Source organism: Mycobacterium sp. 2YAF39 (assembly GCF_052114565.1).
GTDB lineage: Bacteria > Actinomycetota > Actinomycetes > Mycobacteriales > Mycobacteriaceae > Mycobacterium.
The window spans coordinates 73442-99233 of the sequence record NZ_JBFREZ010000008.1 but is presented as its reverse complement, the minus strand read 5'-3'; the positions used below and the strand labels follow the sequence as shown (position 1 = coordinate 99233).

Sequence of the window (25792 nt, the reverse complement as noted above, 5' to 3'; positions counted from 1 at the left end):
GCAGCGAACGTCCAGTGGCCAGTCCCATAACTGGCCACTCGGCTCGGGCTACAGCACCTTGCCGCGGGCGGTGCTGCGCATGACCTGCGGGAGCAGATGGGCGGCGCCGTAGACCAGGTACGCCTCGGGCGAGACCGGGCGAACCGCCTTGTTCTTCTTGATGGACGACAGAATCGCCTTGGCGACCTTGTCCGGGCCGTATCGCCGTGCCGCGAAGGCCTTTTCGATCTGGGCGCGACGGGCCTCGACCTTGTCGGCCTTATCGGCAGGCACGTCGAACCGGGTCGTGCGCACGATGTCGGTGTCGATCACACCCGGGCAGATCGTTGTCAGCCCGACGCCGGCCTGGTCCAATTCCGCACGCAGACAGTCGCCGAACATGAAAACGGCCGCCTTGCTGGTCGCGTAGGCGTTCATCGACTGCTGCGGCGAGTAGGCGGCCATCGACGACACGTTGACGATGTGGCCCCCCGTTCCCCTGTCGACCAGTCGTCGGCCAAAGGACCTGCAGCCATTGACGACTCCACCGAAGTTGATGTCGAGGACCCTGTCGTACTCGTCGGGGGGTGTGTCGAGGAACATGCCGGTGTGACCGACGCCGGCGTTGTTCACGACGATGTCCGGAACGCCGTGCTCGGCACAGATCTGATCGGCGAACCGTTCGACCGCGTCGGCGTCTGCGACGTCGAGGGTGTAGGCGTGTGCGACGCCGCCGCGCGCGGCGATCGTCTCGGCGGTCTCCTTGACTCCGGCCTCGTTCACGTCGCTGATCACGACCTCGGCGCCCTCTCGCGCGAAGGCCAGCGCCGTCGCGCGGCCGATACCGCTGCCCGCACCGGTGACGGAAACCAATGTGTCGCCGAACGATTCGCGTGGACGGCCGACCTGCGCACGAAGTAGCGACCGGCTCGCCGGCTTGCCTTCGAGGAAGTCGACGAACTCGTGCACCGAGCGCGCGATCATCGGCGCATGCGACATCGGAGCCCAGTGACCGGACCTGATGTCGCGCCGCCACAACCGCGAAACCCACTTGTGTGTGTCGGCGTAGACATGCGGCCGGACGAACTGGTCGTTGGTGTTCACGATGAGCTGAACAGGCACGTCGACATAGTGGTCGTGTCTGGCGCTGATCATGGTGTCGAAATAATTCGCCCGGTACACCTTGATGCTCTTGGCGGCGTCGGTTTTGTAGGTCTGCGAGCGGTACAGCTGATCGGCGGGAACTCCGTCCCGGAGCTTGATCATCTGGTCCAGTCCGTCGGCGACGAAGGCCCGCACCATCAGCGGCGCCAGGCCGGGTATCGAGAACAGGCCCATGTAGGTGAAGCGCAACAGCTGGCTGATCGCCTGCGCGAATCGCCGTGGGCGGTAGGGGCGTTTGAGGCTCTCGATGACGAAACGGTTCACGTGATCGCCGGACGGCCCGGACACCGACGTGAATGACGCGATGTGATCGCGGGCGCTGTCCCGGGCGAGGAATTCCCACATACCTGCCGAGCCCCAGTCGTGTGCGAGTACGTGCACCTGTTCGCCGGGTGCCACGGCATCGATGACCGCGGCGAAATCGTCTGCGTAGCAGGACATCTTGTAGGCCGATGCCGGTTTGGGCGCCGTCGTTTGCCCGCAACCGCGGTTGTCATAGCGCACGATGCGGAACCGGTCCGCCAGCAACGGGGCGACACCGTCCCACAGCACATGGGAATCGGGCCAGCCGTGGACCAGCACCACCGTGGGCCCGTCGGGGTTGCCCTCTTCGTAGACCGCGATCTGGACTCCGTCGCTGCTGTCGACGAACTGCATCAGACCTCCCGCGATTTTTAGTGTTACCGAAAGTATCCCGTACCGCTGGTATCGCCAGTGCACAAACTGTACCGCTCAGCGCTCCTCGAGCTCATCGCGGGCGGCCCGTTTACGTTCGATCCGGCGGCGCGCGTCGTAGTCGCGCATGCGCTGCGGATACCCGACCTTCTGGACGTCGTAGACCGGGATCTTGAGTTGGCCCGAGAGCCGGCGCGCTCCCGCGTCTCCCCCGGCACGTCGCCGTGTCCACTCGCCGTCGGCTGCCACCAGCACGACCGTCACGTCGGTGACGGTGGTTCTCGGTTCCACGTACGCCTCGACACCGTGGTGTTCGGCGACCCACTGACGGAGATACTTCAGATCCGCGGCGGGGTCGTTGCCGCCGCCTTTAGCTTTGCGCGCGCCGCGCCCAAACCTGTCGAACAAACCCACCGTGGGCCCAATCCCTTCTCGCCCCTCGTCTACCTCCTTCGATAGTGCCAGAGCATCGGCTCAACGAGTCTGCGGCGAACTGTGAGTAGGGACGTGACAGGATGGGAACTGACAATTCGACCACCTGCGACAGACCGATCGAGGGAGCCCGAACACATGGCCATCTCCGTTCAGATGCCCGCACTCGGAGAGAGCGTTACCGAGGGGACTGTCACCCGATGGCTCAAGCAAGAGGGAGACACGGTCGAAGAAGACGAGCCGCTACTCGAGGTCTCAACCGACAAGGTCGACACTGAGATCCCCTCGCCCGCGGCCGGTGTGTTGAAGAAGATCGTGGCCCAGGAGGACGACACCGTCGAGGTGGGCGGCGAGCTGGCGGTGATCGGTGACGCAGGTGACTCTGACGGAGACGACTCCGACGAAGGCGACTCCAATGCCGACGAGAAGCCGGCCGAAGAGGAATCCGAGCCGGAGGAGCCTGCCGCCCAAGAGGAGCCGGCCGCCGAGGAACAAGAGGACGAGCCCGAACCCGAACCCGAGAAGGAGCCCGAATCCAAGCCGGCGGCCAAGTCGTCGGGCTCGGCGACATCGGTGAAGATGCCGGAGCTGGGCGAGTCGGTGACCGAGGGCACGGTGACCCGGTGGCTGAAGAAGGTCGGCGACACCGTCGAGGTCGATGAGCCGCTCGTCGAGGTGTCGACGGACAAGGTCGACACCGAGATCCCGTCGCCGGTGGCCGGCACGCTGGTGTCGATCACCGCCGAAGAGGACGACACCGTCGAGGTCGGTGGCGAGTTGGGCAAGATCGGCGACGCGGACGCGGCGTCTGAGTCCGAGCCGGAGCCGGAGCCGGAGCCGAAGAAGGAACCCGAGCCAGAAGCGGAAGCCGAACCCGAGCCCGAGCCCGAGCCAAAGAAGGAACCCGAGCCAAAGAAGGAGCCGGAGTCCAAGAAGGAGCCGGAGCACGAACCGGAACCCAAGAAGGAACCGGAGCCGGAGAAGAAGCCCGAACCCAAATCCGAGCCGAAATCCGCGCCCGCGGCCGACGCGCCGTCTGGTGACGGCTCGCCGTACGTCACCCCGTTGGTGCGAAAGCTCGCCGCGGAGAACGACATCGACCTGTCCTCGGTGAAGGGCACCGGTGTCGGCGGGCGGATCCGCAAGCAGGACGTCGTCGCGGCGGCGGACGCCAAGAAGGCTCCGGCGGCCGCGCCAGAATCAGAGGCGCCCGGCAAGGCTGCGTCGCCCAAGGAGGCGCCGGCTCCCGCGGCCGCGCTGGCGCATCTACGCGGCACGACCCAGAAGGCCAACCGGATCCGTCAGATCACCGCGAAGAAGACTCGCGAATCCTTGCAGGCCACAGCGCAGTTGACGCAGACCCACGAGGTCGACATGACAAAGGTCGTGGCCCTGCGGGCCCGTGCGAAGAACGAATTCGCGGAGCGCGAAGGTGTCAACCTGACGTATCTGCCGTTCATCGCCCGCGCGGTCATCGACTCGCTGAAGGCGCATCCGAACGTCAACGCGAGCTACAACGAAGAGTCCAAGGAGATCACCTACTACGACGCCGAGCATCTCGGCTTCGCCGTCGACACCGAGCAGGGTCTGCTCTCACCGGTGGTCAAGAACGCAGGCGACCTGTCGCTGGCCGGGCTGGCGCGTGCGATCGCCGACATCGCCGAACGCGCACGCTCGGGAAATCTCAAGCCCGACGAGCTGTCCGGCGGCACGTTCACGATCACCAACATCGGCAGCCAGGGCGCACTCTTCGACACGCCGATCCTGGTTCCGCCGCAGGCGGCGATGCTGGGCACCGGCGCGATCGTGAAGCGGCCGCGGGTGATCGTCGACGCTTCGGGCAACGAGTCGATCGGTGTGCGGTCCATCTGCTACCTGCCGCTGACCTATGACCACCGGCTGATCGACGGTGCCGACGCCGGACGATTCGTGACCACCATCAAGCGCCGTCTCGAGGACGGCGCATTCGAGGCCGATCTCGGCCTGTAGGACAAGACCGGAAAGGACTGGCGCCTGTCGTGTCCGCCGTCATCGCGATCGCCGGTTCCTCTGGGCTGATCGGCTCCGCACTGGTGTACGCCCTTAGGGCTACCGACCGCCGGGTGGTGCGGATCGTGCGCCGGCCGCCGTCCAGCGCCGACGAGGTGTTCTGGAATCCGGACACCGGCGAGTTCGACCCGAGCGCGCTGGCGGGGGTCGACGCCGTGGTGAACATGTGCGGCGTCAACGTCGGCGACAAGCGGTGGTCGGGTGCGTTCAAGCAGAGCCTGCGCGACAGCCGCATCGCGCCGACCGAAGTGCTGGCCTCGGCTGTCGTCGAAGCAGGCGTTCCCGTCCTGGTCAACGCCAGTGCAGTCGGTTACTACGGCGACACCGGCAGCCACACCGTCGACGAGACGGCACCGCCCGGCGCCGGGTTCCTGGCCCAGCTGTGCCAGGACTGGGAGGCCGCGGCCGCTCCGGCGGATGAGGACGGCGCCCGGGTGGTGTTGCTGCGCACCGGACTGGTGCTCACCGACGCAGGCGGAGTGCTCGGCCGCCTCAAGAGACTGTTCTCGCTGGGCCTCGGCGCCCGGCTCGGCAGCGGCCGCCAGTACATGCCGTGGATCAGCCTGGAGGACCAGGTCCGCGCGATCCTCTTCGCGATCACCCACGAGACGTTGTCGGGGCCGGTCAATGTCACCGGGCCCGCGCCCGTGACCAACGCGGAGTTCACCGCGGCCATGGGGCGCACGGTGAATCGCCCCACACCGCTGATGGTCCCCGGCTTCGCGCTGCGGGCCGCGTTCGGCGAGTTCGCGGACGAAGGCCTGCTCGGCGGCCAGCGGGCCATCCCCGCCGCCCTGGAGCGGGCCGGATTCGAGTTCCACCACAACACGATCGGCGAGGCGCTGGCGTTCGCGACCGCGCCGAAAGCCGGCTAGCGCGTAACGTCAAAGACATGGCGCCACTGTCCATTCGATCGGTGACCTCGCCTGTCGAGGTCCAGCGCCTCGGCACCATCGACTACCTGCAGGCCTGGCAGTTGCAGCGCGAGCTGGCCGATGCGCGCATCGCCGGCGGTCCCGACACACTGCTGCTGCTCGAGCACCCTTCGGTCTACACCGCGGGTAAGCGCACACTGCCCAGCGAAAGGCCGGGCGCGCCCGACGTTCCCGTCATCGACACCGATCGCGGCGGCAAGATCACTTGGCACGGCCCCGGACAGTTGGTCGGTTATCCCGTCATCGGCCTGGCCGAGCCGCTGGATGTGGTGAATTTCGTTCGGCGCCTTGAGGAATCACTCATAAGGGTGTGCGCGGACCTCGGTCTGCAGACCTGCAGGATCGACGGTCGCTCCGGAGTGTGGGTGCCGGCGGATGATCGCGGTCCGGCCCGCAAGGTCGGCGCCGTCGGCATCCGCGTTTCGCGGTCGACGACGCTGCACGGGTTCGCGCTGAACTGCGACTGCGACCTCGCCGCGTTCTCCGCGATCGTGCCGTGCGGTATCGCCGACGCCGGTGTCACCTCCCTGTCCGCCGAACTGGGCCGGCAGGTCCGCGTGGGGGACGTCGTCGAACGGGTGGCCGACGCCGTCGGGGACGCGCTCGACGGCCGCCTATCGGTAGCATTGACGCAGTGACAGTAGCTCCGGAAGGCCGAAAGCTCCTGCGTCTCGAGGTCCGCAACGCCGAGACGCCGATCGAGCGCAAGCCGCCGTGGATCAAGACCAGGGCCAAGATGGGCCCGGAGTACAAAGAACTCAAGGCGCTGGTCAAGCGCGAAGGTCTGCACACCGTCTGCGAAGAGGCGGGCTGCCCGAACATCTTCGAATGCTGGGAGGACCGCGAGGCCACCTTCCTCATCGGCGGCGAACAGTGCACCCGTCGTTGCGACTTCTGCCAGATCGACACGGGTAAGCCCGCCGAACTCGACCGCGATGAGCCGCGCCGTGTCGCCGAGAGCGTGCAGGCGATGGGGTTGCGCTATTCGACGGTCACCGGGGTGGCCCGCGACGATCTTCCCGACGGCGGCGCCTGGTTGTACGCCGAGACCGTTCGTGCGATCAAGGAACTCAACCCGAACACCGGGGTCGAGTTGCTGATCCCGGACTTCAACGCCAATCCGGACCAACTGGCAGAGGTTTTCGAATCCCGCCCAGAAGTGTTGGCGCACAACGTCGAAACGGTGCCCCGCATCTTCAAACGGATCAGGCCGGCCTTCCGCTACGAGCGCAGTCTGTCAGTGCTGACCGCCGCGCGCGCCGACGGTCTTGTCACCAAGTCCAACCTCATCCTCGGCATGGGCGAAACCCCCGAGGAGGTCCGTGTCGCGCTGACCGACCTTCACGATGCGGGCTGTGACCTCGTCACGATCACGCAGTACCTGCGCCCGTCGCCGCGGCATCACCCGGTGGAGCGCTGGGTCAAGCCCGAGGAGTTCGTCGAGCACGAGCGGTTCGCACAGTCGGTCGGGTTCGCCGGTGTGCTGGCGGGGCCGCTGGTGCGGTCGTCGTACCGGGCCGGCCGGCTGTACGCCCAGGCGGTTGCGGCCCGGCCTTCGGGAGTCGCGGCGGCGGCCCCAACCGACTCCGTATCCTGAACAAATGGCGAAAACCCGCAATCCCGCTGCGACGAAGGCCGCCAAGGCCGAGGCCAAGGCGGCCCGCAAGGCGGCATCCAAGGAGCGACGCAGTCAGCTGTGGCAGGCGTTCCAGATTCAGCGCAAAGAGGACAAGCGGCTACTGCCCTACATGATCGGCGCCTTCGTGCTGATCGTGGCGGCGTCCGTGGCGCTGGGGCTTTTCGCAGGCGGATTCACCACCTACATGATGATTCCGCTGGGCGTCGTGCTCGGCGCGCTGGTGGCGTTCATCATCTTCGGTCGTCGTGCGCAGAAATCGGTGTACAAGAAGGCCGAGGGGCAGACCGGCGCCGCGGCCTGGGCGCTGGACAACCTGCGCGGTAAGTGGCGGGTCACCCCCGGCGTCGCGGCCACCGGCCATTTCGACGCCGTGCACCGCGTGATCGGACGTCCCGGTGTGATCTTCGTGGGCGAGGGATCGGCGAACCGGGTCAAGCCGCTGCTGGCGCAGGAGAAGAAGCGCACCGCCCGCCTGGTCGGCGACATCCCGATCTACAACATCGTCATCGGCAACGGTGAGGACGAGGTTCCGCTGGCCAAGCTGGAACGCCACCTCAACAAGCTGCCCGCCAACATCACCGTCAAGCAGATGGATTCACTCGAGTCACGGCTGGCCGCGCTCGGCACCAAGGTGGGCCCAGCCGCGATGCCGAAGGGGCCGCTGCCCACCCAGGCCAAGATGCGCGGCGTGCAACGCACCGTCCGGAGGAAGTGACGCACTCGGGGGAATCGGATGTGTACTGCCTGCGAATGGGCGCCGCACTTCGCTGCATTCGGCCGCAGGGGTCGCCCGCATCTGACGCGTCGCACACTGCTGACCGCCGCCGCCGTCACCGTCGCGGTGACAGCGGCTGGTTCGTGTTCGATGCAGTCCGGCTCTGAGGCGCCGGAAACCTCGCCCGGCGCGGACTCCGATCGCGCCGACGTCGTGTTCCGCAACGGCCCGATCTATACGGTCTCGACGGCCGCGCCGTGGGCGGAAGCCGTCGCTGTCACAGGCAACCGGATCAGCTACGTCGGCGACGAGGCGGGCGCCATGGCGCTGGCCGGGCCCGACACCAAGGTCATCGACCTGGGCGGCCGACTGCTCATGCCCGGCTTTGTCGAGGGCCATATCCATCCGTTCCTCGGGGCGTTTCTGACCACGGGCGTCGACCTGCAGGTGCCCACCGGCGCCGACGCGCTGGCCGCAATCGAGAAGTACGCCAAAGACAATCCCGACGGTCCGGTTCGCGGATTCGGTTGGCGCGTGGACATGTTCGGCCCCGAGGGCCCCACCCGCGCCGACCTCGACAGGGTGCTGCCGGACCGTCCCGGCTTCTTCTTCGCCATCGACGGACACAGTCTGTGGGCCAACAGCAGGGCCCTCGAAAAGGCGGGCATCACCCGTGACACCAAGGACCCGATCCCGGGATTCAGCTATTACGTCCGCGACGAGGACGGCGAACCCACCGGGTACCTGTTGGAAGTCAACGCCGTGCTCGGACTGGTCGACGCCATCGAACCGATCTCACCGGAGACGATGGGCAAGCTGATGGAGGAATGGTTGCCGAAGGCCTCGGCGGCCGGCATCACGTCGGTGTTCGACGCGGGCGTGCCACCCATCGGCGACGACCAGGGCGCGTTGATCGAGCTGTACGCCGACGCCGAGTCCAGGGGCGCGTTGCCGTTTCGCGTTGTCGCCTCCTACACCGTGAAGTCGCCGCCGGTCGATGGCGCAGTGGCCGAGCTGACCGATATCCGCAACCGGATCGCCACCGAGCTGGTTCAGGTCGGTGTCGTGAAGGTCATCGGTGACGGCACGCAGGGCGGTTACACCGCGTGGCTGATCGAGCCCTACGCCGACAAGCCCGAATCCACCGGCGCATCCCCGTTCACCGAAGAGCAGTGGCATCAGCTGGTTCGCGACGTCGACGCCGCCGGATTCGATGTGCACGTCCACGCCTGTGGCGAACGCACTGCGCGTACCGCCCTGGACTCCGTCGAGCGGGCGATCGCGGCGAATCCGCCACGCGACCGCAGGCACACCATCGCGCATCTGGTCTACGTCCAGGATCCGGACAACCAGCGGTTCGGCGAGTTGGACGTCGTCGCGCAGTTCTCCGCGAACTGGATGTCTGCCGACCCCGACACCGTCGTGAACATGGCGGCCCGGTACGGCAAGCCCCGCCAGGATCTGATGTACCGACCGCAGGCCGTACTGAAGTCCGGCGGCCGCATCTCCTTCGGCACCGATTGGCCGGCAGCGGGCTACTTCTCGACCTACAAGCCGCTCGATTCGATCCAGCTCGGCGTCACGCGCCAACTTGTCGGCGAGCCGGACGCGCCGGTGCTGGCCCCCGCCGACCAGCGGTTGTCCGTCGCCGAGGCCGTGCATGCGAACACGCTGGGCGCCGCCTACCAGATCCGGTTGGATGACAAGGTGGGCTCACTCGAGGTCGGCAAGCTCGCGGACATGATCGTGCTGGACAAGAACATCCTGCAGGTCGACCCGCACGACATTCACCAGGCAAAGGTCACGATGACCATGATGAACGGCCAGATCCGACACGAGGCGTGACGGTCAGCGCCTGACCACGGCGGTGCTGGTGAAACGGTCCTGGTAGCCGCGCAGATCGCTGTCGGTGAACAGCGCCGGGATGACGAAGAACACCAGAATCCCCCGCACTGTCGCCCTGCCGACGCCGACATGAATCCGGTTGTCGATGGAGGCCACGCGCAGGCCGAGCGCCAACTGGCCCGGGGTGAATCCGAACAATCGCACCGAAATGATGCCGAGCACGACCCAGACGACGGCGATCGACGTGGAACCCAGCGGGGTGTACAGGAAGGTCTGCTGGCTCATCAGGCCGAGCGCGACCAGCAGCCCGACGAGCCCGTACGCGATGAACCAGTCGATCAGTAGGGCCGCGATGCGCCTGCCGAACCCGGCGACCGAACCGGGGCCGGACTCGGGCAGACCAAGGCGCTGACCGGGATAGTCGCTGGGTCCTGATGCGCTGCCGGGCGCGGACCCCGACAGCCACGACCCCAGTGGGCGGGACATACTGTCAGGATATGCGCTTCGGGATTGCGTAACTTCGGCGCAACATGCGGTTGATGACGGTGCAACATCGGATACCTAGCGTCAACGCGCGGGTTACCAGATATAAGGAGAGTTATCAGTGGCAGATAAGACGGCCGACGACGTCATTAAGTTGATCAAGGATGAGGAAGTCGAGTACGTCGACATCCGGTTCTGCGATCTGCCCGGCGTGGTCCAGCACTTCTCGATCCCGGCGGCTGCGTTCGACGAGAGCGTCTTCGAAGACGGTTTGGCATTCGACGGCTCGTCGGTGCGTGGCTTCCAGTCGATCCACGAGTCCGACATGATGCTGTTGCCCGACCCGGAGACCGCTCGCATCGATCCGTTCCGCGCAGCCAAGACGGTGAACCTCAACTTCTTCGTGCACGATCCATTCACACGTGAGGCCTACTCGCGCGATCCGCGCAACGTGGCCCGCAAGGCGGAGAACTACCTTGCCAGCACCGGAATCGCCGACACCTGCTTCTTCGGCGCCGAGGCGGAGTTCTACATCTTCGACTCAGTGAGCTTCGACTCCAAGATGAACGGCACGTTCTACGAGATCGACTCCGAGTCCGGGTGGTGGAACTCGGGCGAGCCGTTCGAGGCCGACGGATCCCCCAACCGTGGTTACAAGGTGCGCCCCAAGGGCGGGTACTTCCCCGTCGCGCCGTATGACCACTACGTCGACCTGCGCGACCAGATGTGCACCAACCTCCAGAACGCCGGATTCGTCCTGGAGCGCGGCCACCACGAGGTGGGCACCGCCGGACAGGCCGAGATCAACTACAAGTTCAATACGCTGCTGCACGCGGCCGACGACCTGCTGCTGTTCAAGTACATCATCAAGAACACCGCATGGGCGGCGGGTAAGACGGTGACGTTCATGCCCAAGCCGCTGTTCGGCGACAACGGCTCAGGCATGCACGCCCACCAGTCGCTGTGGAAGGACGGGCAGCCGCTTTTCCACGACGAGTCCGGCTACGCGGGCTTGTCGGACATCGCACGCCACTACATCGGCGGCATCCTGCACCACGCACCGTCGCTGCTGGCGTTCACCAACCCGACGGTGAACTCCTACAAGCGCCTGGTGCCGGGCTACGAGGCACCGATCAACCTGGTGTACAGCCAGCGCAACCGCTCGGCGTGTGTGCGCATCCCGATCACCGGCAACAACCCGAAGGCCAAGCGCCTCGAGTTCCGTTGCCCGGACAGCTCGGGCAACCCGTACCTGGCGTTCGCGGCGATGATGATGGCCGGCCTGGACGGCATCAAGAAGAAGATCGAGCCGCAGAGCCCGGTCGACAAGGACCTCTACGAGTTGCCGCCGGACGAGGCCGCCAGCATCCCGCAGGCGCCGACCTCGTTGTCCGCGGTCATCGACAAGCTCGAGGAGGACCACGAATACCTCACCGAGGGCGGCGTTTTCACCGAGGACCTGATCGAGACGTGGATCTCGTTCAAGCGGGAGAACGAGATCCTGCCGGTGCAGATCCGTCCTCACCCGTATGAGATCGCCCTGTACTACGACGTGTAACGAGCTTTGACCACCATTCGGGCCGGGCGAGTTCGTTTCGCCCGGTCCGAATGTGGGTAGCGTCAACGGACATGGTGACCAACCTGGACGCCCGCCTCGCGGGCTACCACTCCCCTGTCCTGAGCATCTTCCGCATCGTGTTCGGGCTGCTCTACATGATGCATGGCTCACAGAAGCTGTTCGACTGGCCGATCGCGGCGCCTGCGCCGATCGAGGCCGGTAGCTTTCCGTTCTGGTGGGCCGGCCTCATCGAATTCGTTCTGGGCATCCTGATCACCGTCGGACTGTTCACCCGGATCGCGGCGTTCGTCGCCTCAGGAGAGATGGCGTTCGCCTACTTCTATCAGCACTGGCCGATCCTGCAGGGCGACGCGTCGGGGCCCTTCTGGCCGATCGCGAACGGCGGCGAGCTGGCCGTGATGTTCTGCTTCGCGTTCCTGCTGCTCGCCACAACCGGAGCCGGCGCGTGGGCCGCCGATACCCGCAGGCGCGTCCCGGTGGGACGAACCGCGACCACCGGCGGTGTGGTCACCGGCCGAGCGGCGCCACCGGCGCGCGCAGGCCTGCTGAGTAGATTCCGCCGTCGCTAGTCGAGCGCCATATCCTTGCGGAACTTGCGCATGCCGTCGATCTTCTCGTCGAGTGAGGCCTGCGGTCCCGCATAGAACATCCACGGCATGGTGATGATGCCGTCGATTCCGCCGGCCCGCGCGCGGGCGTAATGTTCCGGCGTGAACGCGTCGGTGAGCGGTGTGATGACGACGAAATCGTCCATCGTCAGGCCCTTTTCGGCGCGCAGCGCGCGGACCTTGTCGACTCGTTCGATCGCTTGGTCGGTGGAGATCAGGTCGCCGATCCACCCGTCGTGTCGTGCGGCGCGACGCAGCGCGATGTCGGACAGCCCACCGACGTAGATCGGGATGTGTGGTGGCGTGGGCTCCATCTCCAGCCGCGGTGTCTGGTAGAACTCGCCGTCGAACTCGGTCCAGCCCGGCTTCCAGAGTTCCTTCATCAGCACGAGCATCTCGTCGGTGCGCTTGCCGCGCCGATCGAACCGCTGCCCCATCAGGGTGAACTCTTCCTCGCACCAGCCGACGCCGATGCCGAGTTCCAGTCGCCCGCCGGCCAATAGCGCCGCGGTGCCGATGGATTTCGCCGCCGAGTACGGATCGCGCATCGCGGGCAGGTAGACCGTCGTCACGAAGCGCAGCCGCGTCGTCACCGTCGCCAGCGCACCGATCAGCACCCAGGGATCGGGCCAGTCGGTGAAAGCCTCCCACCGCCGCTTGCCGTCCTTGGTGTATGGATACGGCGTCTTCAGCGTTTCGAGGTTGATCACATGGTCTGGGATGCCAAGGCCGTCATAACCGAGATCATCTGCGGCCTTGGCGATTTCGACGACTTCACTGGTTTGGAGGAATGCGACGCTGACGTAGACCTTCATCCGGCGTCCCGCGCCCACGCCGGCATGATGAACACACCTTCGGCCTCGACGGTCGGACCGTTCGCATCCTTGAGGTAGCCGCGGGCGAATGTCTTGACACCCTCGGTCCGCTCCACGAAGGCCTCCGCCCGCAACGGCCCCAGCGGTGTCCCTCGCAGGTAGCGAAGTGAGATCGTGCCAGTGAACTTCGGCTTGGTCAGCCCTTCGCTGGCCGCCTCGCCGAGAAGGTGATCCAGCACCAGGGCGCAGATGCCGCCGTGCACCCATCCCGGTGGCCCCTCGTAGGCGCCCGACAGCGTGAACTCGCTCCAGCACTGTCCGTCGTCCTCGTGATGGATGACCATCGGCGGCGCGATCGCATTGCGCAGTCCGACAGCGGGATTGGCCCACGCCAGGGGCCGCCCGGTGGCTTCATGGCGCAGCGTCGTCGTGACGGCCCGCTGCTTGCTCTCGAGCAGCTGGGTCAGCGCTTCGACCCTGTCCTGGGCGTCGCGGACGGTGTCCCCGTCGACCTCGGTGTGCAGGCCGGCCTCGATGAGCCTGCGCAGCGATTCCGTCAGCGGTCCGTAGAGCGCACGCTGCCGCTCGTACTCCTCGTCGCTGATCATGTCGAACCCGAAGTCCATACTCATCCGTTATCCACAGTTCCTAACCACATTGGCTATCCACCGAAAACCTTTCGTACGACAGCCTTTGCCCGACGCGTCACCCGCAGGTAGTTGTCGAGGAACTCGCCGCCGTCGTCGCTGCCCCAGCCGGCGGCCAGTGCCACCGCGTTGAGCTGACGGCCGGGGCCCGGCAGCTGATCGGTGGGCTTACCGCGCACCAGCACCAGCGCATTGCGCGCCCGGGTCGCGGTCAGCCACGCCTGCCGCAGCAACTCGATGTCGCCCTCGGCGATCAGCTCGGCGGCACCGATCGCGTTCAGTGCCTCCAGCGTCGAAGTGCAGTGCAGCGCAGGCACTTTGTCCGCATGCCGCAGCTGCAACAACTGCACCGTCCATTCGATGTCGGCGAGCCCGCCGCGCCCGAGCTTGGTGTGGGTATTCGGATCCGCACCCCGCGGCAGCCGTTCGGCGTCCACCCGCGCCTTGATTCGCCGGATCTCCTGCACCGCCTCCTGCGAGACCCCACCCGCCGGGTAGCGCGTCTTGTCGATCATCAACAGGAAACGCTCCCCCAGGTCCGGATCGCCTGCCACCCGGTGCGCGCGCAGCAGCGCCTGCACCTCCCACGTCTGGACGTACTTCTCGTAGTACGCCTCATACGAGGCGAGCGTTCTCACCAACGGACCGTTTCGGCCTTCCGGCCGCAGGTTGGTGTCGACCTCCAGAGGCGGGTCCGCCGACGGCGTGCCCAGCAGCGTGCGCACCTTCTCCGCCACCGATACCGACCACTTCACCGCGACCGATTCGTCGACGCCCTCATTCGGCTCGCAGACGAACATCACGTCGGCGTCCGACCCGTAGCCCAGTTCGGCGCCGCCGAGCCGGCCCATCCCGATCACCGCGATGCGGGCGGGCGCGCCGTCGTCGCCGGTGTTGTCCCGGATCACGGCTTCGAGGGCGGCCTGTAGCACCGCCACCCACACGGACGTCAGCGCGCGGCAGACCTCGGTCACCTCGAGCATGCCCAGCAGGTCGGCCGATGCGATCCGCGCCAACTCTCGCCTGCGCAGCGTGCGCGCTGCGGCGATCGCCCGCACCGGGTCGGCGTGCCGCCCCGCCGATGCGACGAGCGCACGCGCCACCCCGTCGGGCTCGACTTCGAGAAGCTTGGGCCCACTGGGGCTGTCGGCGTAGAGCTGGATGACCTCGGGGGCTCTCATCAAGAGCTCGGGGACGTAGGCGGAGGTGCCCAGCACACGCATCAAGCGCTTGGCCACCGCGCTCTCGTCGCGCAGCGTCGACAGATACCACCGCGCGTCGGACAACGCCTCGCTGATGCGCCGGTACGACAGCAGACCCGCATCGGGGTCCGGCGTGTCCGACAGCCAATCCAGTAGCGTCGGCAGAAGCACCCGCTGCACCTGCCCGCGACGCCCACTCTCGCCCGTCAACGCCCTCAGGTGTGTCAGCGCGCTCTGCGGCCCTTCGTAACCGAGCGCAGCCAGCTGGCGTTCGGCGGCATCAGCGCTCAAACCCTCCGGAATCCCAAACGCGCCAACCGATTCCAGCAACGGCTGATAGAACAGCTTGGCGTGCAGCCGCGACACCCGCATGTTCTGCCGCTTCAGCTCCTCCCGCAGCACCCCGAGAGCGTCGTGTGTGCCGTCGGGGCGCACATGGGCGGCCCGCGCCAGCCAGCGCAGCGCTTCTTCGTCGTCTTCGTCTGGAAGCATGTGCGTGCGCTTGAGCCGCTGCAGCTGCAGCCGGTGCTCGAGCAGCCGCAGGAACTCGTAGGAGGCCGTCAGGTTCGCGGTGTCGTCGCGACCGATGTAGCCGCCCGTGCCGAGCGCGGCCAGCGCCTCCACCGTCGACGCGACATGCAGCGATTCGTCGTGGCGGCCGTGCACCAGCTGCAGCAGCTGAACCGCGAACTCGACGTCACGCAGACCGCCGGTGCCGAGTTTGATCTCGCGGGTCCGCATGCCCGCGGGCACGTTCTCGACGACCCGCCGGCGCATCGCCTGCACCTCGGAGACGAAGTCCTCGCGCTCGGACGCCGTCCACACCATCGGCATCAGCGCTTCGATGTACTGCTTGCCGAGCTCGGCGTCACCTGCCGCGGGCCGCGCCTTCATCAGCGCCTGAAACTCCCACGTCTTGGCCCAGCGCTGGTAGTAGGCGACGTGGGAGTCCAGCGTGCGCACCAGCTGCCCCTGTTTGCCCTCGGGGCGCAGCGCGGCGTCCACTTCGAAGAACGCGTCGTTGGCGAACCGCATCATCTCGCCGGCCACCCGGGTCGCGGTCGCGAGGTTGTTCTGAGAGTCTTCCGCTACAAAGATGACGTCGACGTCGCTGACGTAGTTCAGCTCGCGCGCGCCGCATTTGCCCATCGCAATGACGGCCAGCCGGGGCGGCTCATCGCACCCGACCGCCTTGCGCGCGACGACCAGTGCGGCGCCGAGTGCGGCATCGGCGAGGTCGGACAGATGCTCGCCGACGGTCGCGAACGGCAGGACCGGTTCGTTCTCCACGATGGACGCCAGGTCCAGACCCGCCAGCACCAACATCCGGTCTCGGTACAGGCTTTGCAGCGGCTGCAGCGCGTCCGTTGCGTCCGTTGTCTTTTCGGCCACCTCGCCAAACTGCGCGCGCAGATCGTCGGCGATCGGCAGCGTCACCTTTCCCGCAAGCAGCCGCCAGCTGTCGGGGTGTGCGACCAGATGATCACCAAGGGCCAGCGACGAGCCGAGCACGCCGAACAGCCGGCCCCGCAGCCCGCGGTCGGCGACCAGTTCCTTCTTCAGGTCGCCCCAGCCACTGCCCAAGGCGTCCACCAGTCGCATCATCGCCGCAAGCGCGGTGTCGGCATCCGGAGCGCGCGACAGCGACCACAACAACTCGACGTGGGCCTCGGTGTTCCAGCCCAGCCGATCCAGGTCGGCGGGCGCGGACGGTTCGACCAGCCCGAGCCGTCCTACGCTTGGCAGCTTCGGTCGCTGCGTCGCAGGTTTTGCCACGGCTCGACGTTAGCGCACGGGCAGACGGGTTCGGATTACAGAGACAGGTAGGTCTTGAGCTCGAACGGGGTGACGTGGCTGCGGTAGTTCTCCCACTCGGCCCGCTTGTTGCGCAGGAAGTAGTCGAAGACATGCTCCCCCAACGCTTCCGCCACGAGTTCGGAGTTCTCCATCTCGGTCAGCGCTACACCGAGGCTGCCTGGCAGCTCTTTGTAGCCCATCGCGCGGCGCTCCTCTGAGGTGAGGTTCCATACGTTGTCCTCGGCCTGCGGCCCCAGGACGTAGTTCTTCTCGATGCCCCGCAGCCCCGCGGCAAGCAGGACGGCGAACGTCAGATACGGATTGCACGCCGAGTCGGGGCTGCGTACCTCGACGCGTCGCGACGATGCCTTGCGCGGCGTGTACATCGGCACTCGCACCAGCGCCGAGCGGTTGGCGGCTCCCCAGGACGCCGCCGTCGGCGCCTCGCCACCGTGCACCAGCCGCTTGTAGGAGTTCACCCACTGATTGGTGACGGCGCTGATCTCGTTGGCGTGCTCGAGGATGCCTGCGATGAACGACTTGGCGACGTCGGAGAGCTGCAGCACGTCCTCGGGGCTGTGGAACGCGTTGGTGTCGCCCTCGAACAGGCTCATGTGGGTGTGCATCGCCGACCCGGGATGTTCGGAGAACGGTTTAGGCATGAACGACGCCCGCACGCCGTCGGCGAGTGCGACCTCCTTGACGACGTACCGGAAGGTCATCACGTTGTCGGCCATCGAAAGCGCATCGGCGTAGCGCAGATCGATCTCCTGCTGGCCCGGCGCGCCCTCGTGGTGGCTGAACTCCACCGAGATGCCCATCTGTTCGAGCGCGTCGATGGCGTGACGGCGGAAGTTCGGCGCGGCGTCGTGCACGGCCTGATCGAAATAGCCGCCGTTGTCGGCGGGCACCGGAATGGAACCGTCGTACTCCCCCGGCTTGAGCAGGAAGAACTCGATCTCGGGGTGGACGTAGCAGGAGAAGCCGAGGTCGCTGGCCTTGGACAGCTGGCGCCGCAGCACATGGCGGGAGTCCGCCCACGACGGTGAACCGTCCGGCATCGTGATGTCGCAGAACATCCGTGCCGAGTGGTGGTCGCCTCCGCTGGAGGTCCACGGCAGCACCTGGAACGTCGACGGATCGGGCCGCGCGACCATGTCGGCCTCCGAAACGCGCGCGAAGCCCTCGATCGCCGAGCCGTCGAAGCCGATGCCCTCTTCGAACGCGCCCTCGAGTTCGGCGGGCGCGATGGCGACCGATTTGAGGTATCCGAGCACATCGGTGAACCACAACCGGACGAAGCGGATATCGCGTTCTTCCAGCGTGCGCAGCACGAATTCCTTCTGCCGGTCCATGTCCGCAGGGTATGCACCGGCTGTTAAATCTGTGTTACACGGCAGCTGCAATTAACAGAGGAAGTCCCTCAAGCGTCGAGTTCGTAGCTCAGCCAGGTCGACTTCGCCGCGCCGATTCCGTCATAGAGCCGTTGAGCCGTCGCATTGTCGGGCGCCGTCTCCCACACCAGCTTCTCGGCACCCCGCTCGCGGCACAGTTGAAGGCCCCGCTCGATCAGCGCCCGGCCGGTACCCGAGCCCCTGGCCGCCTCGTTCACATACAGGTCGTTGAGCACACCCACGCGCGCTGCGTACAAGGTCTGCCAGGACCAGTAGATGGTCGCGAACCCGAAGGGCGCGCCGTCTTTGCGGGCGATCAGCTGCACACCCTCGTCGGGGTTTTCGATCAGCGCGGTCGCCAGTATCAGCAGGCGTTCATCGGACGGGTCCACGCGATAGAAATCGCAGTAGGCCCGCAGCATCGGCATCAGCTCCGGCAGGTCGGCAACGGTGACCGCCGTAATGGTCAGCTGCTGCAACGTGCGTCTTTCGGCGGCACGACGACGTCGATCAGATAGCGCGCGGCGATTTCGTCAACGCAACTGTCACCCTGGAACGCGACGGTGTGCTGCGTGCCTTCGAAGGTCAGCAGGCTTCCGCCGAGCTGCTTCGCCAGATCGACACCCGCTTGGTAGGGGGTGGCCGGGTCGTTGGTCGTCGATATCACCAGGATCGGCGGCAGCCCCTCGACATGGATCTCGTGGGGCTCGGTTGTCGGGGGCACCGGCCAGAACGCGCAGGTTCCCAGCGGCGCATGCCCGGTGAACTCGCCGTAGCTCATGAACGGCGCCGCCTCACGTGCCCGCCGGTCCTCCTCGATTACCTTGGCACGGTCGGTCACCGCGGGCTTGTCGACGCAGTTGACCGCGACCCTGACATCGGTCGAGTTGTTGTAGTGGCCGTTCTCGTCGCGGCCCATGTAGAGGTCCGACAGGGCGAGCATCGTGTCGCCCTCGCCATCCTGGATCTCGCTGAGCGCCTGCGTGAGGTGACGCCACAGGTTCGGCGAGTAAAGCGGCAGGATCGTACCGACGATCGCGTCGGAGTAACTGAGTCCGCGCGGGTCCCGGGTCTTCAACGGCTTCTGCACCAGCGGGTTGACCAGGTTGCGGTACAAGTCGACGGCCTTCGCGGGATCGGTGCCCAGCGGACACGACGGGTCCTTGGCGCAGTCGGCGGCGTAGTCGTCGAAGGCGGTCTGGAACGCGGCAGCCTGGCGGATGTTGGCCTCGGTCGGGTCTGCGTTGGGGTCCACCGCCCCGTCGAGAATCATCGCCCGCACCTTGTCGGGGTAGGCCTCGGCGTACAACCCGCCGATCCGGGTGCCGTACGAGTAGCCCAGATAGGTCAGCTTCTCGTCGCCGACGGCCTCGCGTATCGCATCGAGATCCTTGACGACGTTGTTGGTTCCGACGTTGGCCAGGAACTCGTCGCCCATCTTGTCCACACAGCGTTGGACGAAGGCCTTGGTTTCGGACTCGATGTGTTCGACACCCTCTGGGGTGTAGTCGACCTGCGGGTCGGCGCGCAGCCGATCGTTGTCGGCGTCGGAGTTGCACCACACCGCAGGGGTGGAGGCCCGTACACCGCGGGGGTCGAATCCCACCAGGTCGAATCGTTCGCGGAGGTCGTTGGGCAGTGTTCCCACCATGCTCGCCGCCGCCTCGACACCCGACTCACCCGGTCCGCCCGGGTTGACGATCAGGGACCCGATCTTGTCGCCGGTCGCTTTGAATCGGATCATCTCCAGCTGGGCGACCTCGCCGTCCGGCTTGGTGTAATCCACGGGGACCGACAGCTTCCCGCACTCGGCACCGGACGGCGCGGGCTCACCGTCGGAGGACGTGGACTCGCACTCGCCCCACTCGATCGGCGATCCCGGCGGGGGCACGGCAACGACGCTGCGGCCGTCGATCATCTTGGTGCAACCGGCGACCAGCAACATCAGCACGGTCACGAGGACGCCGATCTTCAAGCTCATGGGACCACATGCTGCCATGACCACCCATCGGCGCAGGCTAGGCGGCTATCGCGTGGCTTATTTCGTAACGCTGAGCAACTCGTCGAGGGCGGCTTTGAAGTCGTCGGCCATATCCCACAGATCGGGCAGCAACTCCGGGCACGACACGATGCCGACGTTCAGCTTGCCGTTCAGCGACATCACGGTGATGTTCAGTCCGGAGCCGTGGAAGATCGGCCCGAGCGGATACATCGCGTCCACCTCGCAGCCCAGGTAGTACAGCGGAACCTGCGGGCCGGGCACATTGGAGACGACGAGGTTGTGCACCGGCCGGGCGCCACTCAGCCGGCTGGCGGCGTAGACGCGCATCGCGACTCCGAACACCGCGGGCGCCGCAAACTGTGTCCAGTCCTGCAGCAAGGTCGCCCCGATCGCCGAACTATGTTGTTTGGCAACCGAATTCGACGCGGAGATAGACTTCAGCCGCTCAGCGGGATCGTCGATCTGGGTCTCCAACTTGGAGAACATGCCCGACACCTGATTGCGGCCGGGCCGGTCGGATTTGTCGTGCACCGACACCGGCACCATGGCCACCAGCGAATTGTCCGGCAGCTCACCGCGATCCGACAAGAACTTGCGGAGCACACCTGATACCAGTGCCATCACCACGTCGTTGACCTTCGCCCCGAAGTGGTTCTTGACGGTCTTGATGTCCTCGAGGTCGAGTTGTGCGAACGCGACGTTGCGGTGCCCGGTGACGTTCATGTTCCACGGAGTCTTCGGCGCGGCGAAGGGCGCTGTCATGGCGTTGCCCCCGCTGGCCCGCCGCACGGTGTCGACGACGGTCGACAGGGTCGAGGGGATCGTGTTGATCAGCTTGAGCGGTCGGGTGGCGTACTTGACCGCGCCGCCGACGGCGATCTCCAGCGAGCTAGCATCGCCGGCACCGTCCACCGGGTCCGGCGGCGGGGCATCGGCTTCGGTACTGCACAGCTGAGACATCAGGTTGGCCCCAGACACCCCGTCGACGCCGGCGTGGTGAACCTTCGTCATCACGACGATGCGGCCGCCGTCCTGCGGGTCGGTGCCCGCGACGTTCTCGATCACCCACTTCTCCCACAGCGGGCGACTGCGGTCGAGCGGCAGCGAGGCGATGTGACCGCAGATCTCGGCCAACTCGCGCCGCCCTCCCGGCGACGGCAGGCCGATGCGGTGCAGGTGCCGGTCGATGTCGAAATCCTTGTCGTCCACCCACACCGGATGGTCGAGGTTGAACCGGCTGTCGGCGAGCTTCTCCCGGAACTGCGGCATCGCCTTGATCCGCAGGTCGAACGCGTCGCGGAAGCGATCGAAGGTGTACCCGCCGGGCATGGTCGAGGTGTCGAGTTCGAGGATCGAGCAGACGTGCAGCGGCTGCTGGGCGGTCTCGAGATAGAGGAAACTGGCGTCGAGCCCGCTTAAGCGTTGCATGTCGCCGATGGTAGGCGTGGGGCCGAGCAGGGTGTGAGGAAATGCACTCGACGAGCCTTTTAACTTTCGGCGCCTGAAGTGGCAGACTGAACGGGTCAGACGAACCCGGGGACCCGGATGGGCCACGAGGATCGACCAGACCAACCCATGAGGGACAACGATGTCTGAGCAGACTGTCTATGGTGCTGCCACCGAAATGAAACCGCGGACGAAGGTCCGCACTCTTCACCTGCAGAAGTGGAAGGCCGAAGGCCACAAGTGGGCCATGCTGACGGCCTACGACTTCTCCACCGCCCGCATCTTCGACGACGCGGAGATTCCCGTGCTGTTGGTCGGCGATTCGGCGGCCAATGTGGTCTACGGCTACGACACAACGGTGCCGGTGACCGCCGATGAACTCATCCCGCTGGTTCGCGGGGTCGTGCGCGGTGCGCCTCACGCGCTGGTGGTCGCCGACCTGCCGTTCGGCAGCTACGAGTCGGGACCGGCGCAGGCCCTGGCCACCGCCACCCGCTTCATGAAGGAAACCGGTGCGGGTGCGGTCAAGCTGGAGGGCGGCGAGCGCGTCGCCGATCAGATCGCGACGTTGACGCAAGCCGGCATTCCCGTCGTCGCCCATATCGGTTTCACCCCGCAGAGCGTCAACGGCCTCGGCGGTTTCCGGGTCCAGGGTCGCGGCGACGCCGCCGAGCAGACCGTCCACGACGCGATCGCCGTGCAGGAAGCCGGCGCGATCGCGGTCGTGCTCGAGATGGTGCCCGCCGAGTTGGCCACCCAGATCACCGGCAAGCTGACCATCCCTACCGTCGGCATCGGCGCCGGGCCCAACTGCGACGCGCAGGTGCTGGTGTGGCAGGACATGGCAGGGATGACGAGCGGCAAGACCGCTAAGTTCGTCAAGCGGTTCGGCGACGTCGGTGCTGTATTGCGCAGCGCGGCAACGCAGTACGCCGACGAGGTGGCCAGCGGAGTGTTCCCCGCCGAAGAGCACTCCTTCTAGTTTTCGCCCGCGAACGTGGGTTACCCGCACGCGTTGAGCCGGTTTCGCGTGACACAAGTCCACACTCGGCGGCACGACGTTTCGATCAGGCTCTAGGAGAACTCCGGCTTACGTTTGGCCATGAAGGCATCGACGCCTTCGCGGCCGTCAGCGGAATTCGCACGGTCGGCGATCAGCCGGCTCTCGAATTCCATCTGCTCTTCCAGACCGCTGTTGAACGTCGACATCATCAGTGCCTTGACGGTGCCGTTGGATCCGGCACAGGTGGCCGCCATCTTCGCGGCCAGCTCATCGGCGCGGGCGGCCAGTTGGTCGTCGGCGACCACCTCGGTGACCAGACCCCACTCTGAAGCTTCCTTCGCCGACAGGGTCCGGTTGGTCAGCATCAATTCCTTCGTCTTGGTGATGCCGATCAGTCGCGGCAGGAAATAGGACGAACTGCCGTCGGGCGAAAGTCCCACCCTGGTGTAGGCCATCGTGAACGACGCCGACTCCGCGGCGAGCACCAGATCGCCTGTCACCGCTATCGAGAACCCCGCTCCGGCTGCGGTGCCGTTGACCACCGTGATCAGTAGCGCGTCCATCCGCGCGAAGCTCGAGATCGCGCGATGCAGGTCATTCGCGACGCCCTTGATGTGCAGTCCGCGGTCGGGTGCGGGTGCGAACGACTTCAGATCGCCTCCGGCGCAGAAGAACCGGCCCGACCCGGTGAGCACGACGACCTTCGTCGCCGCGGTGTCGCAGCGGCGCGCGGCGTCGGCTAGCTCGCGAGTCATGGTGTCGTTCATCCCGTTTGCGGCGTGGGGCCGGTTCAGGGTGATCCGGGTGATGGGGCCGGACGCCTCGAACTTGATCGTCTCGTAGTCGGTCACCCATGGACCATATCGCCGCGCGTCGGCCCGCCTGCGCGGCCCCGGCCAGCTCGTTCATCTGGGTGTGGCATTCTGGCCCCCCGTTTGTTCATCATCGGGGGCGTCGCTAGAAGGGACACTGCTTGCACCATGGGCAAATCCACTGACCCGGCGTCCTCCTACCTGGAGGTCGAGCGAAAGTTCGACATCGTCGAATCGACGGTCTCGCCATCGTTCGACGGGCTGTCTGCGGTCTCCCGGGTGGAACGCTCCCCTTCGCATCAACTCGACGCCGTCTACTTCGACACCCCCGGCCGCGATCTGGCGGCCCACAAGGTGACGTTGCGCAGGCGCACCGGCGGACCCGACGCCGGCTGGCACCTCAAACTGCCCGCCGGGCAGGACGCACGTACCGAGGTGCGCGAGCCACTGGGCTCGTCGGGTGACTCCGCCGAAGACCAAGTGCCCGACGCGCTGCGCGACATCGTGTTGGCCATCGTTCGGGACCGGCCGCTTGCACCGGTCGCGCGGATCTCGACCAGCAGGACCGTCGACGTGTTGCGCGCAGCCGACGGCACGGCACTCGCCGAGTTCTGCGATGACCAGGTGACGGCCCAAGCCGGTACGGACGGCCCGCAGCAGCAGTGGCGCGAATGGGAGCTGGAGCTGGCCGAAGCCGGCAACCGCGAACTTCTTGAGCGGTTGTCGAACCGTCTACTCGACGCGGGCGCGGTCCCGGCCGGGCATGGTTCCAAACTGGCCAGGGTGCTGGCGTCGGCGTCGGATGTGGACGCCACCGAGCAGCCCGACGACCCGATCCACCGCGCGGTCGCCGAACAGGTCGACGAGATGCTGGTGTGGGATCGCGCCGTGCGGGCCGACGCGTACGACTCGGTGCACCAGATGCGGGTGACCACACGCAAGATCCGCAGCCTGCTGCAGTCGTCGGAAGAGGCGTTCGGAATCTCCGACGATGCCTGGATCCTCGACGAGCTGCGACAGCTGGCCGCGGTGCTCGGGGTTGCCCGCGATGCCGAGGTGCTCGCCGAGAAGTACGAGAATGCCCTCGATAAACTGCCCGCCGAACTGGTCCGCGGGCCGGTGCGGGAACGACTGGTCGACGGCGCGAAGAAGCGCTACGCGGCGGGGCACCGTCGCTCGCTGATCGCGATGCGCTCGCAGCGCTACTTCCGCCTCCTCGACGCGCTCGAGGCGCTTGTCGCCGTCGCACCCGCGCCGACCCAGCCGGACGAGGACGAGCGCGGACCCGTGACCATCGAGTCGGCGTACAAGAAGGTCCGCAAGGCGGCCAAGGCGGCCGAGGCGGCCGGCGACGCCGAGGAAGCCGAGCACGACGAAGCACTGCACCGAATCCGTAAGCGCGCCAAAAGACTTCGATACACCGCGGCGGCCACAGGAGCCGAGGAAGTGGCCGCTAACGCGAAGTCTGTCCAATCGCTGTTGGGCGATCACCAGGACGCCGTCGTCAGCCGCGCACACCTGAGCAAGGAAGCCGAGGCCGCCCACGAAGCGGGTGAAGACACCTTCACCTACGGACTGCTCTACCAGCTCGAGGACGACCTGGCACACCGGTCGAGTGACGAGCTCGGCGCAGCGCTCAAAGCGCTACGCAAGTCGGTCCGCAAGGAGCTGTGAGCACTCATACGGCCGCGCGCACGTCACGCAGGTGTCCGAGCAGCTCACGTATCGCGTCGTGGAGCCGGCAATGCACGACACGTTCGGTGGTGTGGTACTCGGCAGCGATCTGCGCCGTGCTGCGCTCGAGGTAGTACGCCCGGTAGATGACGGCGCGGTGCGGATTCGTCAGCATCGCCATGGCTTGTCGAATCGCCGTGTTGTCCGTCATGGCGAGAGCACCGCGTGCGGGTCGAGCACCGATGGATGGTCGACGAGATCAGCGAGTATGGCGTCGTGCGCGTTCGCAAGGTGTTCGCTGGTGAGGCGCGCGGTGGTGGCGGCATCCCCGCGTTCGACAGCAGCCAGTATCTGGTCGTGCTCGGATCCGATATGCCCGGCCCGGCCAGTCAGCTCGAGATGCAGATATACGTACCGGTCTGTCAGACGTCGCAGATGCTCGATCAGTTCGATCGTGCGCGGCCGGTTGGCGCGTCGATACACGGCCGCGTGGAACTCGGTGTTGGCCGCCAGCCACGTTCGCGCATCGATGGGTTCCGCCATGATCGCCAGCTGCTTGCGCATGTAGAGGATGTCGGCGCGGCCGACGTTGGGGACGGCGATCTCGGTGGTCCGCGGCTCGATGGACTCGCGGAGGTCGTACAGCTCCTGCAGCTCTTCGACCGACATGCGGGTGACGACCGCGGTGGAGTTCGACAGCGGCTGCACGAGCCCGTCGCCTGCGAGGATCGCCAGCGCGTCGCGCACGGGGATCCGGCTGACGCCGAACCGGTCAGCGAGGCCGACCTGGGCGAGCTTGCTGCCGGGCGCGACGTCTCCGTGCAGGATCTCCGTGCGCAGCTGCGAGGCGATGCGTGCCGCCGAACTCTGGTATGCCATCGCTGCCGTCCTGTCTAC

General features: G+C 66.5%; 23 protein-coding genes. 10 read left to right on the top strand and 13 right to left on the bottom strand.

The window, feature by feature from the left end; translation table 11 throughout:
- Positions 1 to 48: 48 nt before the first annotated feature.
- Together AB4Z42_RS22065 and AB4Z42_RS22060 are read right to left on the bottom strand one after the other, a co-directional pair.
- Entirely contained in the window at positions 49 to 1800 is a 1752-nt protein-coding gene (locus tag AB4Z42_RS22065; RefSeq protein ID WP_442011358.1) for an SDR family oxidoreductase, read from the bottom strand.
- A 75-nt stretch (positions 1801 to 1875) separates the two neighbouring features.
- Positions 1876 to 2232 carry an oxidoreductase gene (locus tag AB4Z42_RS22060; protein ID WP_442011357.1) on the bottom strand — a complete coding sequence of 119 codons (357 nt, stop codon included), beginning with the start codon at positions 2230 to 2232 and terminating at the stop codon, positions 1876 to 1878.
- Between the two features lie 156 nt (positions 2233 to 2388).
- On the opposite strand from AB4Z42_RS22060, the gene sucB reads away from it, so the two are divergent.
- From sucB to AB4Z42_RS22030, 6 genes are read left to right on the top strand one after another with little or no spacing between them, the layout of a single operon-like run.
- Positions 2389 to 4239, top strand: a complete 1851-nt coding sequence (gene sucB / locus AB4Z42_RS22055) for a 2-oxoglutarate dehydrogenase, E2 component, dihydrolipoamide succinyltransferase (protein ID WP_442011356.1) — start codon at positions 2389 to 2391, stop codon at positions 4237 to 4239.
- 29 nt (positions 4240 to 4268) lie between these two features.
- Positions 4269 to 5174, top strand: coding sequence for a TIGR01777 family oxidoreductase (locus AB4Z42_RS22050; protein WP_442011355.1), 906 nt, complete (start codon positions 4269 to 4271; stop codon positions 5172 to 5174).
- Positions 5175 to 5191: 17 nt separating this feature from the next.
- Complete coding sequence (gene lipB, locus AB4Z42_RS22045) at positions 5192 to 5872, top strand: lipoyl(octanoyl) transferase LipB (protein WP_442011354.1); 681 nt, start codon at positions 5192 to 5194, stop codon at positions 5870 to 5872.
- Positions 5869 to 6831 (top strand): lipoyl synthase, encoded by a 963-nt coding sequence (lipA, locus tag AB4Z42_RS22040; RefSeq protein WP_442011353.1) that lies wholly within the window; start codon positions 5869 to 5871, stop codon positions 6829 to 6831. The genes lipB and lipA overlap by 4 nt, the downstream gene beginning before the upstream one ends.
- A gap of 4 nt (positions 6832 to 6835) precedes the next feature.
- On the top strand, positions 6836 to 7588 hold the full coding sequence (locus AB4Z42_RS22035) for a DUF4191 domain-containing protein (RefSeq protein ID WP_442011352.1): 753 nt from the start codon (positions 6836 to 6838) through the stop codon (positions 7586 to 7588).
- A gap of 18 nt (positions 7589 to 7606) precedes the next feature.
- Complete coding sequence (locus AB4Z42_RS22030) at positions 7607 to 9433, top strand: amidohydrolase (RefSeq protein ID WP_442011351.1); 1827 nt, start codon at positions 7607 to 7609, stop codon at positions 9431 to 9433.
- 3 nt (positions 9434 to 9436) lie between these two features.
- On the opposite strand, the gene AB4Z42_RS22025 is transcribed toward AB4Z42_RS22030, so the two are convergent.
- Positions 9437 to 9919 carry an RDD family protein gene (locus AB4Z42_RS22025; protein WP_442011350.1) on the bottom strand — a complete coding sequence of 161 codons (483 nt, stop codon included), beginning with the start codon at positions 9917 to 9919 and terminating at the stop codon, positions 9437 to 9439.
- A gap of 118 nt (positions 9920 to 10037) precedes the next feature.
- On the opposite strand from AB4Z42_RS22025, the gene glnA (AB4Z42_RS22020) reads away from it, so the two are divergent.
- Positions 10038 to 11474, top strand: coding sequence for a type I glutamate--ammonia ligase (gene glnA / locus AB4Z42_RS22020; RefSeq protein WP_442011349.1), 1437 nt, complete (start codon positions 10038 to 10040; stop codon positions 11472 to 11474).
- 71 nt (positions 11475 to 11545) lie between these two features.
- Positions 11546 to 12064, top strand: a complete 519-nt coding sequence (locus tag AB4Z42_RS22015) for a DoxX family protein (protein ID WP_442011348.1) — start codon at positions 11546 to 11548, stop codon at positions 12062 to 12064.
- On the opposite strand, the gene AB4Z42_RS22010 is transcribed toward AB4Z42_RS22015, so the two are convergent.
- The 7 genes from AB4Z42_RS22010 to AB4Z42_RS21980 all read right to left on the bottom strand — a co-directional run bounded on the left by AB4Z42_RS22010 (position 12061) and on the right by AB4Z42_RS21980 (position 21388).
- The gene (locus AB4Z42_RS22010) at positions 12061 to 12918 is read right to left on the bottom strand and encodes a TIGR03619 family F420-dependent LLM class oxidoreductase (protein ID WP_442011523.1); all 858 of its coding nucleotides are present in this window, start codon (positions 12916 to 12918) and stop codon (positions 12061 to 12063) included. The genes AB4Z42_RS22015 and AB4Z42_RS22010 overlap by 4 nt on opposite strands.
- Positions 12915 to 13550 (bottom strand): PaaI family thioesterase, encoded by a 636-nt coding sequence (locus tag AB4Z42_RS22005; protein WP_442011347.1) that lies wholly within the window; start codon positions 13548 to 13550, stop codon positions 12915 to 12917. The genes AB4Z42_RS22010 and AB4Z42_RS22005 overlap by 4 nt, the downstream gene beginning before the upstream one ends.
- 29 nt (positions 13551 to 13579) lie before the next feature.
- On the bottom strand, positions 13580 to 16543 hold the full coding sequence (locus AB4Z42_RS22000; RefSeq protein ID WP_442011346.1) for a bifunctional [glutamine synthetase] adenylyltransferase/[glutamine synthetase]-adenylyl-L-tyrosine phosphorylase: 2964 nt from the start codon (positions 16541 to 16543) through the stop codon (positions 13580 to 13582).
- 35 nt (positions 16544 to 16578) lie between these two features.
- Positions 16579 to 17919, bottom strand: a complete 1341-nt coding sequence (gene glnA, locus AB4Z42_RS21995) for a type I glutamate--ammonia ligase (RefSeq protein WP_442011345.1) — start codon at positions 17917 to 17919, stop codon at positions 16579 to 16581.
- A 68-nt stretch (positions 17920 to 17987) separates the two neighbouring features.
- On the bottom strand, positions 17988 to 18437 hold the full coding sequence (locus tag AB4Z42_RS21990; protein WP_442011344.1) for a GNAT family N-acetyltransferase: 450 nt from the start codon (positions 18435 to 18437) through the stop codon (positions 17988 to 17990).
- Positions 18425 to 19939, bottom strand: a complete 1515-nt coding sequence (locus AB4Z42_RS21985; protein ID WP_442011343.1) for an alpha/beta hydrolase — start codon at positions 19937 to 19939, stop codon at positions 18425 to 18427. Before AB4Z42_RS21985 ends, AB4Z42_RS21990 begins: the two co-directional genes overlap by 13 nt.
- A gap of 57 nt (positions 19940 to 19996) precedes the next feature.
- Positions 19997 to 21388, bottom strand: coding sequence for a WS/DGAT/MGAT family O-acyltransferase (locus AB4Z42_RS21980; protein WP_442011342.1), 1392 nt, complete (start codon positions 21386 to 21388; stop codon positions 19997 to 19999).
- Positions 21389 to 21548: 160 nt separating this feature from the next.
- On the opposite strand from AB4Z42_RS21980, the gene panB reads away from it, so the two are divergent.
- Positions 21549 to 22388 carry a 3-methyl-2-oxobutanoate hydroxymethyltransferase gene (gene panB / locus AB4Z42_RS21975; RefSeq protein WP_442011341.1) on the top strand — a complete coding sequence of 280 codons (840 nt, stop codon included), beginning with the start codon at positions 21549 to 21551 and terminating at the stop codon, positions 22386 to 22388.
- A 92-nt stretch (positions 22389 to 22480) separates the two neighbouring features.
- On the opposite strand, the gene AB4Z42_RS21970 is transcribed toward panB, so the two are convergent.
- Entirely contained in the window at positions 22481 to 23260 is a 780-nt protein-coding gene (locus AB4Z42_RS21970) for an enoyl-CoA hydratase/isomerase family protein (protein WP_442011340.1), read from the bottom strand.
- Positions 23261 to 23389: 129 nt separating this feature from the next.
- On the opposite strand from AB4Z42_RS21970, the gene AB4Z42_RS21965 reads away from it, so the two are divergent.
- Positions 23390 to 24895: a CYTH and CHAD domain-containing protein gene (locus AB4Z42_RS21965; protein ID WP_442011339.1), complete on the top strand. Its 1506-nt coding sequence runs from the start codon at positions 23390 to 23392 to the stop codon at positions 24893 to 24895.
- Between the two features lie 4 nt (positions 24896 to 24899).
- Here the strand turns inward: AB4Z42_RS21965 and AB4Z42_RS21960 are convergent, their stop codons facing one another.
- Complete coding sequence (locus tag AB4Z42_RS21960; protein ID WP_442011338.1) at positions 24900 to 25106, bottom strand: sigma factor-like helix-turn-helix DNA-binding protein; 207 nt, start codon at positions 25104 to 25106, stop codon at positions 24900 to 24902.
- Positions 25103 to 25774: a GntR family transcriptional regulator gene (locus AB4Z42_RS21955; RefSeq protein WP_442011337.1), complete on the bottom strand. Its 672-nt coding sequence runs from the start codon at positions 25772 to 25774 to the stop codon at positions 25103 to 25105. Before AB4Z42_RS21955 ends, AB4Z42_RS21960 begins: the two co-directional genes overlap by 4 nt.
- Between the last annotated feature and the right edge of the window lie 18 nt (positions 25775 to 25792).